General features: G+C 64.4%; 13 protein-coding genes and 1 pseudogene. 7 read left to right on the forward strand and 7 right to left on the reverse strand.

Annotated elements, in window-relative coordinates:
• Positions 1–104 precede the first annotated feature (104 nt).
• Both IVB45_RS08870 and IVB45_RS08875 read right to left on the reverse strand, forming a co-directional pair.
• Positions 105–779 (reverse strand): DsbA family protein, encoded by a 675-nt coding sequence (locus IVB45_RS08870; RefSeq protein WP_018454930.1) that lies wholly within the window; start codon positions 777–779, stop codon positions 105–107.
• 127 nt (positions 780–906) lie between these two features.
• On the reverse strand, positions 907–1,401 hold the full coding sequence (locus IVB45_RS08875; protein ID WP_247291241.1) for a DciA family protein: 495 nt from the start codon (positions 1,399–1,401) through the stop codon (positions 907–909).
• Positions 1,402–1,523: 122 nt separating this feature from the next.
• On the opposite strand from IVB45_RS08875, the gene mutY reads away from it, so the two are divergent.
• On the forward strand, positions 1,524–2,624 hold the full coding sequence (gene mutY / locus IVB45_RS08880) for an A/G-specific adenine glycosylase (RefSeq protein ID WP_247357021.1): 1,101 nt from the start codon (positions 1,524–1,526) through the stop codon (positions 2,622–2,624).
• A 68-nt stretch (positions 2,625–2,692) separates the two neighbouring features.
• Entirely contained in the window at positions 2,693–3,115 is a 423-nt protein-coding gene (locus IVB45_RS08885) for a PaaI family thioesterase (RefSeq protein WP_247291238.1), read from the forward strand.
• Between the two features lie 206 nt (positions 3,116–3,321).
• On the opposite strand, the pseudogene IVB45_RS08890 reads toward IVB45_RS08885, so the two are convergent.
• Positions 3,322–4,601: pseudogene (locus tag IVB45_RS08890) on the reverse strand (flavin-dependent oxidoreductase).
• Between the two features lie 128 nt (positions 4,602–4,729).
• Here IVB45_RS08890 and IVB45_RS08895 point away from each other — a divergent pair.
• Positions 4,730–5,350: a glutathione S-transferase family protein gene (locus tag IVB45_RS08895; RefSeq protein WP_027568589.1), complete on the forward strand. Its 621-nt coding sequence runs from the start codon at positions 4,730–4,732 to the stop codon at positions 5,348–5,350.
• Between the two features lie 83 nt (positions 5,351–5,433).
• Here the strand turns inward: IVB45_RS08895 and IVB45_RS08900 are convergent, their stop codons facing one another.
• Positions 5,434–6,354, reverse strand: a complete 921-nt coding sequence (locus IVB45_RS08900) for a LysR family transcriptional regulator (RefSeq protein WP_247357020.1) — start codon at positions 6,352–6,354, stop codon at positions 5,434–5,436.
• Between the two features lie 90 nt (positions 6,355–6,444).
• On the opposite strand from IVB45_RS08900, the gene IVB45_RS08905 reads away from it, so the two are divergent.
• Together IVB45_RS08905 and IVB45_RS08910 are read left to right on the forward strand one after the other, a co-directional pair.
• Positions 6,445–6,888, forward strand: coding sequence for a nuclear transport factor 2 family protein (locus tag IVB45_RS08905; protein ID WP_247357019.1), 444 nt, complete (start codon positions 6,445–6,447; stop codon positions 6,886–6,888).
• Positions 6,889–7,224: 336 nt separating this feature from the next.
• Positions 7,225–9,234 (forward strand): methyl-accepting chemotaxis protein, encoded by a 2,010-nt coding sequence (locus tag IVB45_RS08910; RefSeq protein ID WP_247501309.1) that lies wholly within the window; start codon positions 7,225–7,227, stop codon positions 9,232–9,234.
• Positions 9,235–9,292: 58 nt separating this feature from the next.
• On the opposite strand, the gene IVB45_RS08915 is transcribed toward IVB45_RS08910, so the two are convergent.
• The 3 genes from IVB45_RS08915 to IVB45_RS08925 form a co-directional block, all read right to left on the reverse strand.
• Positions 9,293–9,979: a glutathione S-transferase family protein gene (locus IVB45_RS08915; RefSeq protein ID WP_247291226.1), complete on the reverse strand. Its 687-nt coding sequence runs from the start codon at positions 9,977–9,979 to the stop codon at positions 9,293–9,295.
• Positions 9,980–10,111: 132 nt separating this feature from the next.
• Complete coding sequence (locus IVB45_RS08920) at positions 10,112–10,438, reverse strand: hypothetical protein (RefSeq protein ID WP_027568594.1); 327 nt, start codon at positions 10,436–10,438, stop codon at positions 10,112–10,114.
• A 120-nt stretch (positions 10,439–10,558) separates the two neighbouring features.
• Positions 10,559–11,689 (reverse strand): site-specific DNA-methyltransferase, encoded by a 1,131-nt coding sequence (locus IVB45_RS08925; protein WP_275992023.1) that lies wholly within the window; start codon positions 11,687–11,689, stop codon positions 10,559–10,561.
• A 409-nt stretch (positions 11,690–12,098) separates the two neighbouring features.
• On the opposite strand from IVB45_RS08925, the gene IVB45_RS08930 reads away from it, so the two are divergent.
• A complete protein-coding gene (locus IVB45_RS08930) occupies positions 12,099–13,031 on the forward strand; it encodes a neutral zinc metallopeptidase (protein ID WP_027568595.1) in 933 nt (310 codons plus the stop codon).
• A gap of 136 nt (positions 13,032–13,167) precedes the next feature.
• Positions 13,168–13,731 carry a molybdenum cofactor biosynthesis protein B gene (gene moaB, locus IVB45_RS08935; RefSeq protein WP_247357017.1) on the forward strand — a complete coding sequence of 188 codons (564 nt, stop codon included), beginning with the start codon at positions 13,168–13,170 and terminating at the stop codon, positions 13,729–13,731.
• Positions 13,732–13,803: the final 72 nt, after the last annotated feature.

Below are 13,803 nucleotides of genomic sequence, written 5' to 3' on the forward strand. Positions count from 1 at the left end.
CGCGGTGCGCCGCGAGGGCAACCGGCGAAAGCCGCTTTTCCCAAGGGATTTATGCCGGGAAAGATACGGCTATCGAGATGCGAATCAGAATCTTGACGAGCGAATCAGCTCTTGAGCAGCGGATTGATCTTCTTGGCGAATTCCTCGAATGAGGTCTCGCCCTTGATCTTCTCGCCGTTGACGAAGAACGTCGGCGTCGAATCGACCTTCAGAACGTCGCTGGCATATTTCTGGTCGGCGGCGATCTTGTCGAGCAGCGCCTGGTCCTTCAGGCAGGCCTCGACCTGCTGCTGGGTCAGACCGGCCTGCTTGCCGATCCGGGTCAGGGTCTCCGTGGTGTTCTTCACCACCCAGTCGTTCTGCTGGCGGAACAGCATGTCGGTGACGGCAAAGTATTTCGGCGCATCGCCATTGGCGATGCAGCGTGACAGCATCGAGCCAGCGGCGGCTTTGATGTCGAGCGGGAACTCGCGGAAGACGTAACGCACCTTGCCGGTGTCGATGTATTCCGACTTGATCTTGGGAAACACCTGCTCGTTGAAGGCCGCGCAATGCGGACAGGTCATCGAGGCGTATTCGGTGATGGTGACGGCGGCGTCCTTCGGGCCCAGCGCCATGTCGGGCAGCGACACCGGCTTGGCGACGTCGCCGGCCGCCGCCTGCGCCATGGCTTCAGGGATCATGGCATCGGAGATGAATCGCAGCGGCGAGAACCCAGCGAGCGCGGCAAGCCCGGTCAGCGACAGCATCGAGGTGAAGGCGCGGCGGGTGATGATCAAGGTCGGCTCCCGGATTGGCGTGGTCTCGCCCGAAATTCCCATTCAGACGGCCTGTCGCTAGCTTGAAACGTCGCTTGAGGCAATGGCGAGCGGCAAGGAGAGGTCCAGTTTGGCCGCAGAATAAGGCTCAATTTCGCTTGATGGCGGCCCCGAGGCGCGCCAGCGCCGACTTCAATTGTTCATCTTCGATGTCGCCCAGGCGCTCAGCCACCTCGGCCACCGATTTGGCGTCCGGCGGGGCGGGCCGGGTCTGCCGGCGGGCGCGCGACAGCGGAGCCTGGCGGAAGGCCAGCTTGCCGACCGCGCTCCAGCCGAAGAAGCGGTTGACCCGCTGCAGGATCACATCGGCGGAGTGCTGGATCTCCAGCGCCATCGGCCCCTCCACCCGCAGCACCAGCGTGGCCGGCTCCTGCGGCTGACCCTCGACCGGCCGCGGCCATTGCATCTTGAGCGGCTCGGCATGGGCCGCGATCTCCGGTCCGGCAATCTGCGCCCACCGCGTCACCAGTTCGCGCGCGGCAAAACCCTGCTTGGCATAGGCCTCGGCGAAGACGTCGTTGAGCAGAAGCGACAACGGCTTGGCGCTGATAGGACCGGGTTTCATGGGGCGAAGCTTGGACATGGGACCTTATAGCACTCCGGCGCGTCGGCCACAGGCTCTTCGCCGCGAAGAAAAACGTGGATGCCCGCGACAAGCGTGGGCACGACGTGGAGAGATCGGTGCATTGCCGCTACAGTGTGAACATGAGCCCCAAATCCGCCCTCAAGGCGAAATCGGAACCAGTTCCGCCGGAGACCTCGTCGCGCCCGCTCGCGCTGCTCCAATGGTACGACCGCCACCGCCGCCGCTTGCCCTGGCGCGCTGCGCCCGGCGAGGCATCCGACCCTTACCGCGTCTGGCTGTCCGAGATCATGCTGCAGCAGACCACGGTGAAGGCGGTCGGGCCCTATTTCGAAAAATTCGTCGCGCGCTGGCCTGATGTCACCGCGCTCGGACGGGCCTCGCAAGACGACGTGCTGCGGATGTGGGCCGGGCTCGGCTATTATTCTCGCGCCCGTAATCTCCATGCCTGCGCGGTCGCGGTGACGCGCGAGCACGGCGGCGCCTTTCCCGACACCGAAGTGGGCCTGCGTGCGCTGCCGGGCATCGGGCCCTATACGGCGGCAGCGATCGCGGCGATCGCGTTCGACCGCCGCACCATGCCGGTCGACGGCAATATCGAACGCGTGGTCTCGCGGCTCTTTGCAGTTGAAGAAGAGCTCCCGCAGGCCAAGCCGCTGATTCAGGAGTTGGCTGCGACGCTGCTTGCCGATTCTCGCGCCGGTGACAGCGCCCAGGCGCTGATGGATCTGGGGGCCTCGATCTGCACGCCGAAAAAGCCGGCCTGCTCGTTATGCCCGCTGAACGAGGACTGCACGGCGCGCGCGCTCGGAACGCAAGACACGTTCCCGCGCAAGGCGCCGAAGAAGAGCGGCGCGCTACGGCGCGGCGCCGCCTTCGTTGTCACGCGCGGCGACGAGCTTCTCGTCCGCAGCCGTCCCGAGAAGGGTCTGCTCGGCGGCATGACCGAGGTACCGGGATCGCATTGGCTGGCCGGGCAAGAAGATGCCAAGGCAAAACAGCAGGCACCCGAGCTGAAGGGGCTCTCGCGCTGGCAGCGCAAGATCGGCGTGGTCACCCACGTCTTCACGCATTTCCCGCTGGAACTGGTGGTCTACACGGCGAAGGTGGTAATGCGCACGCGGGCACCGGCAGGCATGCGCTGGGTGCCCATCGCCACGCTCGCCGACGAAGCATTGCCCAACGTCATGCGTAAGGTGATTGCGCATGGATTGGACCCCTAGCAGCCCATCCTGCTGACAACATGCTGGCAGCAGGCCTGCGTTAGCTGTGGTCGGCAACGGAGGCTCGCATGATCAAGACCGCGCTCGACAACTTTCCCAGGCCGCCCTGTGCCGAGCTATTGGGGTGGCGCCTGCTCGATGCCCGTCCCGGGGAAGGCTGGATCAAGCTCGCCTTCGACGGCAAGCCGGAGTTCTGTAATCCGGCCGGCTTCATCCAGGGCGGCATGCTCTCGGCCATGCTCGACGACACGATGGGCCCCGCCGTGCTGGTGATGAGCGAGGGCAGGCTCTACACCACCACCATCAGCATGACCGTGAATTTCCTGGCGCCCGCAAAGCCCGGACCGATCATCGGTGAAGCCAAGGTGACGCAGCTCGGCAGGACGATTGCGTTCGTCGAGGCAAAGCTGACGGCGGAAGACGGCACGCTGCTGGCGACGGCAAGCGCGAGCGAGCGGTTGCTGGAGGCGGCGAGGGTGGTGAGCAAATAGCTGCCGCGCACTCTTTTTTCCTTCTCCCCTTACGGGAGAAGGTGGCGCGAAGCGCCGGATGAGGGGTTTGTCTCGGCGAGTTCAAATGAGAGTTAGACTCGCGGAGACAGACCCCTCACCCAAGTGAGCTTGCGTCTGCCGGCGTCACTGCCCTCTCCCGCAAGGGGCGAGGGCGCATCAACGTGCGTCTCGCTTGGTGCGAATACTCATTTCGTCGCGCGCGCACCCGCGCTCACGATCGGCGGCTTCGCATTCAGCGCTTCGACCTGGAAGCCCGCGACGCGCTTGTAGTTGGCGGCAACATCCTCCAGCTCCTGTTGCGACAGCACGTCAGTGACGACCTTGTAGCCATCCGGCGCGCGCTCCTCGACGAGCTGCATCACCTGCTCCGGGCCATTCTTGCGGTTGAGCAGGACGAGACTGGTGGTTGCAGGCCGCCGCTCCGCCTCATAGGCGAGCAGGGCCGCTTGCGTCGGGCCGTGCGCCAGGATCTCGCGGGTGATGGTGCGGGCATCGAGGATCGCCTGCGAGGCACCGTTGGAGCCGATCGGGTACATCGGATGTGCGGCGTCGCCCATCAGCGTGACGCGGCCGAAGGTCCATTGTGACACCGGATCGCGATCGACCAGCGGATATATTCATAGGCGTGCGGGCAGTTCTTGATCAGGCCCGGCACGTCGAGCCAGTCGAACTGCCAGCTCTCGAACCAGGGCAAGAACTCTTTCAGGCGCGCGGTGCGGTTATAGTCCTCGCGCCGCCATTGATAGGTCGGCGGCATGTGGCGCTCGGCAACCCAGTTGATCAGATGGTTGCCCGCGGCGTCAGGTTCCTTCGAGATCGGATAGCAGACGAATTTCAGGATCTCGTGGCCGGCCATGATCATGGTGCGGCCGCTGAGGAAGGCCTTTGCAGGTGTGACGCCGCGCCAGAGGATGCGGCCGTTCCAGATCGGCGGGCCTTCGTCGGGATAGAGTTTTTCTCGCGCGGCGGAATGGATGCCGTCGGCGGCGATCAGGATCGTGCCGTCGTAAGTCCCCGCGGCCTTGCCGGTGGCCTTGTCGATAAAATCGGCGCGCACGCCGTCGGCGGTTTCGCTCCAGCCGGTCAGATGATGGCTGGTGAGGATGTTGTCGCGGCCGAGGCGCTCGATCGCGGTGTCGAGCAGCAATTGCTGGAGCGTGCCGCGATGGATCGAAAACTGCGGCCATTTATAGCCGGCCTCCAGCCCGCGCGGCTCGCTCCAGATCGGCTTGCCGTGCTTGGAGAAATAGGCAAGCTCGCGGGTGCGCACGCCGCTAGCATCGAGCTTGTCCATCAGGCCGAGCTCGATCAGCTCGCGCACCGCATGCGGCAGCACGTTGATGCCGACGCCGAGCGGCCGCAGTTCGGCGACGCTCTCGAACACTTTTACGGGAATGCCGATTCCGTGCAGGCTGAGCGCAAGCGTCAACCCGCCGATGCCGCCACCGGCGATGAGTACGGTCATGGGAAAGCCCCTCCAACTCGGGGCGTCTTGGCACAGCCGGGCGCCGGTGGGCAACTGCGAAGAGAAGTTCGTGCTATGGACCTCGGGGCCCGCAGCCGTTACCTTCCGGCTTTCCCATGAGGTCCGACATGCTCAAGCTCTACTACGCCACCGGCACCTGCGCGCTCGCCACCTACATCACCCTGGAAGAAGCCGGCGCCGACTACGCGGCGGAGCGGCTGAGCTTCAAGACCAACCAGCAGAACAGCGCGGAGTATCTCGCGATCAACCCGAAAGGCCGCGTGCCCGCGCTGGTGACCGATCGCGGCGTCCTGACCGAGACCCCGGCGATGCTGGCCTATCTCGCGCAGACCTTCCCCAAGGCGAAGCTCGCGCCGCTCGACGATCCCTTCGACTTCGCGCAGGTGCAGTCGTTCAACTCCTACCTCTGCTCGACCGTGCACATCAACCATGCCCACAAGATGCGCGGCGCACGCTGGGCGAGCGAAGAAAGCTCGTTCGCCGACATGAAGGCGATGATCCCGAAGACCATGGGGGCCTGCTTCGCCCTGATCGAGCAGAAGATGTACAAGGGGCCCTGGGTGATGGGCGAGCAGTTCACGATCTGCGATCCTTATCTCTACACCCTGTCGACCTGGCTCGAAGGCGATAGCGTCGACATCAACGCGACGCCGAAGATCGCCGATCATTTCAAGCGCATGTCCGACCGCCCCGCCGTGCGCAAGGTGATGGACGCGCAGAAGGCGTAGCAGCGCGGGAACATATTCCCTTGTCGTCCCGGGCAAGCGTAAGCGCAGACCCGGGACGACACCATTTGCTTTGAAGTTGCGTCTTACCCAGCGCGCCCTTTCTTCTCCAATTCGCGTCCCGTCTCCAACATCAGCCGCCTGAGCCAGATCGAGCCGGGATCCATCTGTGCGCGGGTCGGGTAGAACATGAACTGCTCGTCGATGCCGGGGTCGAGCGGCGGCGTCACCGTGACGAGGCCGAGCTTCTTGGACAGCGCCCCGATCAGCCGGTGCGGCACGAAGGCGACGAGGTCGGTGCGGGCAGCGACGTGCAGCGCTTCGAGATAGCCCGGGACGACCAATGAAATGTGCCGGTCGATGCCCTTGGTGCGCAGCCAGGTGTCGATCAGGTCCTCCGGCTGGCCGCGGATAATTACTCCGACATGGCGCGCGGCCAGGAACATCTCGCGCCGTTTCAGCTTCGCAGCCACGGGATGGCCGCGCCGCACCGCCAGCGCGTCGCTGTCGGTGTAGAGCAGCTGGCGGTGAAAGCCCTTGAAGGCGTTGCCGATCGAGATCACGAGATCGATGGTGCGGGCGAACTCGGCGTGGAAAATCGCCGGTCCCCGCCACGGCACCACGTCGATTCGGACATTGGGGGCGGCCTGCGTCACCTTTTCCATCAAGGGCGGCATCAACAGCTCTACCGCGAGATCCGGCATCATCAGTCGGAATTGCCGCTCGCTGCGCGCCGCGTCGAATTCGTCCGATAGGAACAGCCCGCGCACCTGGTCGAGCGCCTGCGCCAGCGGCGCGCGCAAGGCTTGCGCCCGCGGCGTCAGCTCCATGCGCGCGCCTGTGCGGACCAGGAGCGGATCGCGAAAGATGTCGCGCAGACGCTGGAGCGCATGACTGGCCGCCGGCTGCGACAGCCCGATCCGCAAGGCGGCGCGGCTGACGTTGGCCTCGCGCAGCAGCGCGTCGAGCGCGGTCAGGAGATTGAGGTCAAGCGAATTCAAATTCATGAGGCGAATAGATATCATATCCACTATCGATTTGAAGAATTTAGAGGCGGCGGCGATGATCTCGATGTTCTCACAAAGGGAGATGCCGCCATGAGCGCGAGCGCCAACAAGAAGCTGATGCAGGATATCTTTGCCGCCGCCGCCAGCCGCGATCCGGCTGCGCGCGACCGCGCCTTGTTCACCGAAAGCCTTGCCGACGACGCCAAATGGATCGTGACCGGCCAGTACTCGTGGTCGCGCACCTTTTCGGGCAAAGAAGCGATCCTCAACGACCTGCACGCCTATGTGCGGACCCGTCTTGTCGACCGGACGCGGACGGTCGCCCACCGCTTCACCGCCGACGGCGATGTCGTCGTCGTCGAAGCCAAGGGCGACAACGTCACGCCCGAAGGCGTACGCTACGACAACGACTACTGTCTCGTGTTTCGGCTCGAGGGCGGCAAGATCAAGGAGATCCGAGAATATTGCGACTCGGTGCTGACCGAGAAGGCCCTCGGCCCGTTTCCGCAAACGGCCGTAAGGGCCGCGAGCTGAGCGGATGAGCGGCGTCGCGTCCGCCGACCGGTGCCGTCCGCCGCGGCCGTCGATGGTCGTGTCGGTGGCGCAGGCCGGACAGGCTGCAGCGGCATGCATGACGCTGCGGGCTTCGCGCCAAGACCTTGCTCACCTGCCGATAAAATCAGCAGATGTTGTGACATTTGACGCGTGCGCGCGCGAAAAATTTGAAGGTTCAATTAACGAGTGTCCCCCATTGTGTCGCGGTGCAGCGTGGGTCGCGAACAACGCGATCCGCGGCTGCCGGGGTGGCCCGATAAATCGCCGGAGTTGTTCGTCCGCCCGAATTGACACGCTTCTGAGTGGACAGTGGGAATGCCGAGTTTTCGTTTGCGGATCAGGGGACGCCTGTACGCAGGTTTCATGGCCTTGGTGGCGGTTGGTCTTGTGATGGCGGTGGTCGCCATCTGGAATTTGCGGTCCGTTCAGGATCAGGTCGAAAAACTCTCCAAATTGTCGGACAGCACGGCGCGCGTCCTGGAGATATCGACCCATTTTCAGGCCATCCAGCGGGCCAATCTGCGCTACATTTACGACGCCAACGAGCCTGCGATGCGGGAGGCTGCCGAGCGAGAGACCGCGGCGACGGGGCTATTACAGCTCGGAGCAAAGGGCACCCTCTCGGAGGAGCGGCGGAAGCTCTACAACGATCTGATCGCCGACATCGCCAAAATGAAAAGCCTGCGTGATAGTCTCGGCGACGCCGTCAACGAGGCGCGGACCGGCAAAGCGACGCTGTTGCCGAGCGGCGAAGAGCTGACGGTGAAGATGGCCAAGCTGGTCGATGTGGCCCGCGCCGCCGCCGACGACGACACGGTGTCGCTCGTCGCGGACCTCGAATCCCGGGTCCTGCTGGTTCGAATCGCGAACTGGCGCTTCCTCGCTCTGCGCGACACCAACGGCCCCACCGCCTTCAGAACCAATGTCGACAGGGCGGTGCAGCGGCTCGCAGCCGTCGAAAGGAGCCCGCAGGCGGCCGACCTTCGCTCGTCTCTGACGCCCGTGAAGACCGCCCTCGGTATCTACAAATCTGCGTTCGAAACGACCTCCGCCGCGATGCTGCGGTCCGACGAGATCTACCACAAGGATCTCGCACCGCTCATCTCCGCGAGCATCGCCAAGCTCAAGGTCACGGAAACGGCCTTGAAGACGGATTACAAGGATTCGCGCACCGCGGCCGATGCTGTGATCGACGGCACGACCTCGCTCCAGGCGATTGCGGGCGGTCTCGCCGTCCTGTTTGGACTGATCGTCGCCTTCCTGACCGCCCGCAGCATCGTGGGGCCGCTGACCTCGATGACGCGCGCAATGGGGCTGCTTGCCGGGGGCAATCTCGCCGTCGAGATCCCTTCGCGCGGCAAGGCCGACGAGATCGGCGACATGGCCAAGGCGATCGACGTCTTCAAGACCAACATGATCGAGACGGAAAGGCTGCGCCATGAGCAGACCGCAACCGAGGCCCGGCAGGCCGAAGGCCGCAAGGCCGACATGGCCCGGCTCGCCAGCCAGTTCGAGCAGGCGGTGGGCGAAATCGTCGATACCGTATCCTCGGCATCGAACGAGCTCGAGGGCTCGGCCGGCACCCTGACCGCAACCGCGAGGCGCGCTCAGGATCTCTCCACCGAAGTGCAATCCGCCTCCCAGGAGGCCTCGGCCAATGTGCAGGCGGTGGCCTCCGCGACCGAGGAGTTATCCTCCTCGGTGACGGAGATCGCGCGCCAGGTGCAGGAATCGGCGCGCATTGCGGGCGAAGCCGTCGGTCAGGTGAGCAAGACCAACGCGCGCGTCAGCGAGCTCTCCAAGGCTGCAGCCCGCATCGGCGACGTGGTCGAGCTGATCAGCACCATCGCCGGCCAGACCAACCTCCTGGCGCTGAACGCCACCATCGAGGCGGCGCGCGCGGGTGAAGCCGGCCGTGGCTTTGCCGTGGTCGCCTCGGAGGTCAAGGCGCTCGCCGAGCAGACCGCGAGGGCCACCGGTGAGATCGCCCAGCAGGTTTCGGGCATCCAGGCCGCGACGGAGGAGTCGGTCGGCTCGATCAGGGAGATCAGCGGCACCATCGAGCGACTGTCGGAGATCTCGTCGACGGTTGCCGCCGCCGTGGAGGAGCAGGGTGCGGCGACGCAGGAGATCTCCCGCAACGTGCAGCAGGCGGCCCAGGGCACGCAGCTCGTGTCGTCCAACATCGGCGACGTGCAGCGCGGGGCTTCCGAGACCGGCTCGGCCTCTTCGCAGGTGCTCTCGGCGGCACGCTCGCTGTCGGCCGACAGCAACCGCCTGAAGCAGGAAGTCGCCAACTTCCTGAGCTCGGTCCACGCAGCCTGAGCCTCAAAAGCAAAAGGCCACGCGCATGCGCGTGGCCTCGCGTTGTGACCGGACGCGATCAGGCGACTTTCGTCGTCATGTGCTTGAACATGTTGCTGCGGGCCTCGTCGTCCATCTCCGCCTTGAAGGTGAACTTGTCCTTCAGAGCGATCGCGCGCGTCGCCGCAGGCCGCGCCGTGACCTCGTCCACCAGCCGCTTGACGTTCGGGTATCGCGCGAAGGCATCGTCGCCGAGCTTGAACGGCAACATCCGTGCCCAACCCCACAGCGCCATGTCGACGATCGAATAGCTGTCGCCGACCATGTAGCGGCGGCCTTCGAGGTGACCGTCGAGAATCTTGTAGTGACGATCGGTCTCGAACTGATAGCGGTTATGCGCGTAGTCGTGGTTCTGGTCCTTCGGCGCGAAATGCTTGAAGTGCACGGCCTGGCCCGAATACGGCCCGACGCCGGTGGCGACGAACATCAGCCATGACAGCATCTCGCCGCGAAAATTGGCGGCCGGCAGGAATTTTCCGGTCTTCTCGGCCAGATAGAGCAGGATGGCGTTGGAATCGAACACGATGGTGCCGTTGTCGTCGATCGCCGGCACCTTGCCGTTCGGATTGATCTTCAGATAGTCCGGCGTGAACTGCTCGCCCTTGCGGGTGTCGATCTTCACCGGCTCAAAGGCCAGGCCCGACTCTTCGAGATAAAGCGCGACCTTGGTCGGGTTCGGCGAGCCATTGAAATAGAATTTGAGCATCGGGCATCTCCCCTGTGTTTGTTGGCTGAGAGTGGAGGCAGCAACATGTCCGCAAGCGGCCTTGTCTTGCCTGAACCTTATCGGGGAGGGCAACCGGCGAGTTTGCCGGGCGGTATCTGCGCGCCACGCAGATCAGCCGGCGTAACAAAGGCCGATCGCCGCCGTAATGACCATGGCCGCGCCCACGACCTCCAGGCGCAGCCCGAGCCGGGTAGCGATATGCATGTCGGAAGCTCGCGCCTTGCGCTCCGATCCGCGCGCGTAGCCGTGAACGATGACGTCGTGATTGAAGCTGTCGTGGGCCTCGTTGCTGCTGGCGAGCCCGACACAGACCACGAGCACGCCGAACAAGGCGAGGCCGAAAAATCCCAGCAGCGCGATCAGGAACATCGGAAACATGCCGAGCAGAAAGATCGGCAGCAGCGGCACCAGCAGCAATGTCTCGGACTGTCGTCGCATGGGAGGACCGGTCGGGACGGGGCGCAGGCGATTAATCTAGTCCCTGCGGCGGCCGTGTTCAACCAGTCTCGTCATTCCGGCTCTTGCCAAGAGGCGCGCTCCGGGATGACGAAAGGAAGGCTACCCCGCCGCCATGCCGGCGCGGATCTCGGCGCGGAGCTCGTCGATCAGCTTGAGACCCTTCTTGGTCTCGATGTGCCAGAAGGTCCAGCCGTTGCAGGCTTGCGCGCCTTGCGCCACTGCGCCCATGCGGTGGATGGAGCCGACCTTGTCGCCGAACATGATGGCCCCGTCGGCGCGGACCAGCGCGCCGAACTTCTTTTTGGCGTCGAACAGCTTGGTGCCGGGCATGATCATGCCACGCTCGATCAGCTCGGAGAACGCAACCCGCGGCGCTTCGCGCGCCGTCATGAACGGGGCGAGGCTTGCCTCCGGCAGCGGCTCGACCGCGGCGATGCGCGCTTGTGCGGCTTTCGCATAGGTCTTGTCGCGCTCGAAGCCGATATAAGAGCGCCCGAGGCGCTTTGCGACCGCGCCGGTGGTGCCGGTGCCGTTGAAGGGATCGATTACGAGATCGCCGGGCTTGGAGGACGACAGCAGCACGCGCGCGAGCAGGCCTTCCGGCTTCTGCGTCGGGTGCACTTTCTTGCCGTCGGCGCCCTTGAGGCGCTCCTCGCCGGTGCAGAGCGGGATCAGCCAGTCGGACCGTGCCTGCACGTCCTCGTTGGCGGCTTTCAAGGCTTCGTAGTTGAAGGTGTAGCCCTTGGCCTTTTCGTCGCGCGCGGCCCAGATCATGGTCTCGTGCGCGTTGGTGAAGCGGCGGCCGCGGAAATTCGGCATCGGGTTGGTCTTGCGCCAGACGATGTCGTTCAGGAGCCAGAAGCCGAGGTCCTGCATGATCGCGCCGACGCGGAAGATGTTGTGATAGGAGCCGATTACCCAGATCGTCGCCGACGGCTTCATCGCGCGGCGGGCGGCAAGCAGCCAGGCGCGGGTGAAATCGTCATAGGCGGAGAACGAATCGAACTTGTCCCAGTCGTCGTCGACCGCATCGACATGGGATTCGTCGGGGCGCTTGAGATCGCCCTTGAGCTGGAGATTGTAGGGTGGATCGGCGAACACGAGGTCGACCGAACCAGCCTGAAGCTTCGACATCTCGGCGACGCAATCGCCGAGGACGATGCTGTGCGAAGGAGACTCAAAATTTGTGCGGGGCGCCCTTGCAGACGCCCCGCGACGCGACTCTACCATGACTCAAGAACTCTGACTCAGGCGACGCTGTCGGCGACGCGGGACCAAACAACCGACTGACCGTTACATTGAAGCGGCAAAGTAAAAATCGACTTAACCCGCCGCTTTCGTGAATAGCTCTCACATCGCGCCTTGCACGCGGTTCGCTCCGCGCATTCGCCGTGTTTTGCAGTGTATTTCGTGTTTCTTCGCGTTGCGGCTGTGATCGGAGCGCAAAAAGACTCGAAATTCCTCTCGGAAAAAATTGCTCGATGCCCGGAAAAAATTGCTGGCATTGCCATGCTGTCGCACTAGGCAATAATTGCCGAGCGGGATATTGATTAACGCAATGGAAATTTTACGTGCATGGTGCGTTGAGCTTTGCCGCCTTTGCGCCCAATGATGCCAGCCAGGACCGAGGGAAGCCGCCATGCGCTACGATGATTTCCGCCGCAGCGACGACATCGAGGATCGTCGCGACGATGGTGGCGGCGGTGGTGGAGGAGGCGGGTTCGGCCTCCCCATGGGCGGCGGCGGGCTCGGCATCGGCACCATCATCGTGCTCGGCCTGGTCGGCTACGCCTTCGGCATCGATCCGCGCATCCTGATCGGCGGCGCCGAGATCCTCACCGGCGGCGGCCAGGCGCCGTCCTACCAGACCGATCGCCAGTCCACCTCGGCCAAGCGCGGCGCGCCGACCGACGAGATGGGCAGCATGATCTCCGGCATCCTCGGCGAGATCGACGACCGCTGGAGCGAGATCTTCCAGGCCTCGGGCCAGTCCTTTACCGGTCCGAAGGTCGTCCTGTTCCGCAACGTCACCAATGGCGGGCGCTGCGGCCGGGCGGAGTCGGCGATGGGACCATTCTATTGTCCGCCCGACAGGACCATCTTCCTCGACACCGGTTTCTTCCGCGAGGTCGAGACGCGTTTTCGCGGGTGCTCCGGCAAGTCCGCCTGTAACTTCACCACCGCCTACATCATCGCCCATGAGGCCGGCCATCACATCCAGAACCTGCTCGGCATCATTCCGCGCGTGACGCGCCTGCAGCAGCAGGCCGGCAGCAAGGCGGAGTCGAATGCGCTCCAGGTGAAGGTCGAATTGCAGGCCGACTGCTTGTCCGGTGTCTGGGTCAATCGCGAGGCGAAGAAGCGGCCGAACTTCCTGGAGCCGGGCGACATCGATGCCGCACTCACCACGGCGAGCGCGATCGGCGACGACACGCTGCAGCGCCAGTCCACAGGCCGCGTCGTGCCCGATTCCTTCACCCACGGCTCGGCCGCGCAACGCAAACAGTGGTTCATGACCGGCTATCAGCAGGGCACCGTCCAGGCCTGCAACACGTTTGGTGGCGGACAGTAGGGGTTATCCGTCATCCTGAGGTGCTCGCCAATTGGCGAGCCTCGAAGGATGGCGAGCCCGTGGCCCATCCTTCGAGGCGCGCCAGAGCGCGTACCTCAGGATGACGTCAGTGGGCGGGGAAAGAAGGTGCGTTGCAATGACCTCCATCGACGAAACAAAACAGTTCGTCCCGCTCAACATCGCGGTGCTCACCGTCTCGGACACGCGCGCGCTCGCGGATGATAAATCCGGCCAGACCCTGGCCGACCGTCTCCTTGCGGCTGGCCATCATCTCGCCGCGCGCGAGATCGTCACCGACGACGTCGAGGCGATCCGCGCCGTCATCCGCCGCTGGATTGCGGAGGCAGGCGTCGACGTCGTTATCACCACCGGCGGCACCGGCTTCACCGGGCGCGACGTCACGCCGGAGGCGGTCGAGCCCCTGTTCGAGAAACGCATGGACGGTTTCTCGATCGCGTTCCACATGCTGAGCCACGCCAAGATCGGCACGTCGACGATCCAGAGCCGCGCCACGGCCGGCGTCGCGGGCGCAACCTACATCTTCTGCCTCCCAGGTTCGCCCGGTGCCTGCCGCGACGGCTGGGACGGCATCCTCAAAGCCCAGCTCGACTACCGCACGCGTCCCTGCAATTTCGTCGAGATCATGCCGCGCCTGGACGAGCACCTGCGCCGGCCGAAGGCGCAAGGCGCGACGGTGTAGTTGGACATCCCTTCTCCCCTCATGTCCGCCGAAGCGAAGCGTCGGCTATGGCGCCGGATGAGGGGTCTCTGT

Source organism: Bradyrhizobium sp. 4 (assembly GCF_023100905.1).
Classification (GTDB): Bacteria; Pseudomonadota; Alphaproteobacteria; order Rhizobiales; family Xanthobacteraceae; genus Bradyrhizobium.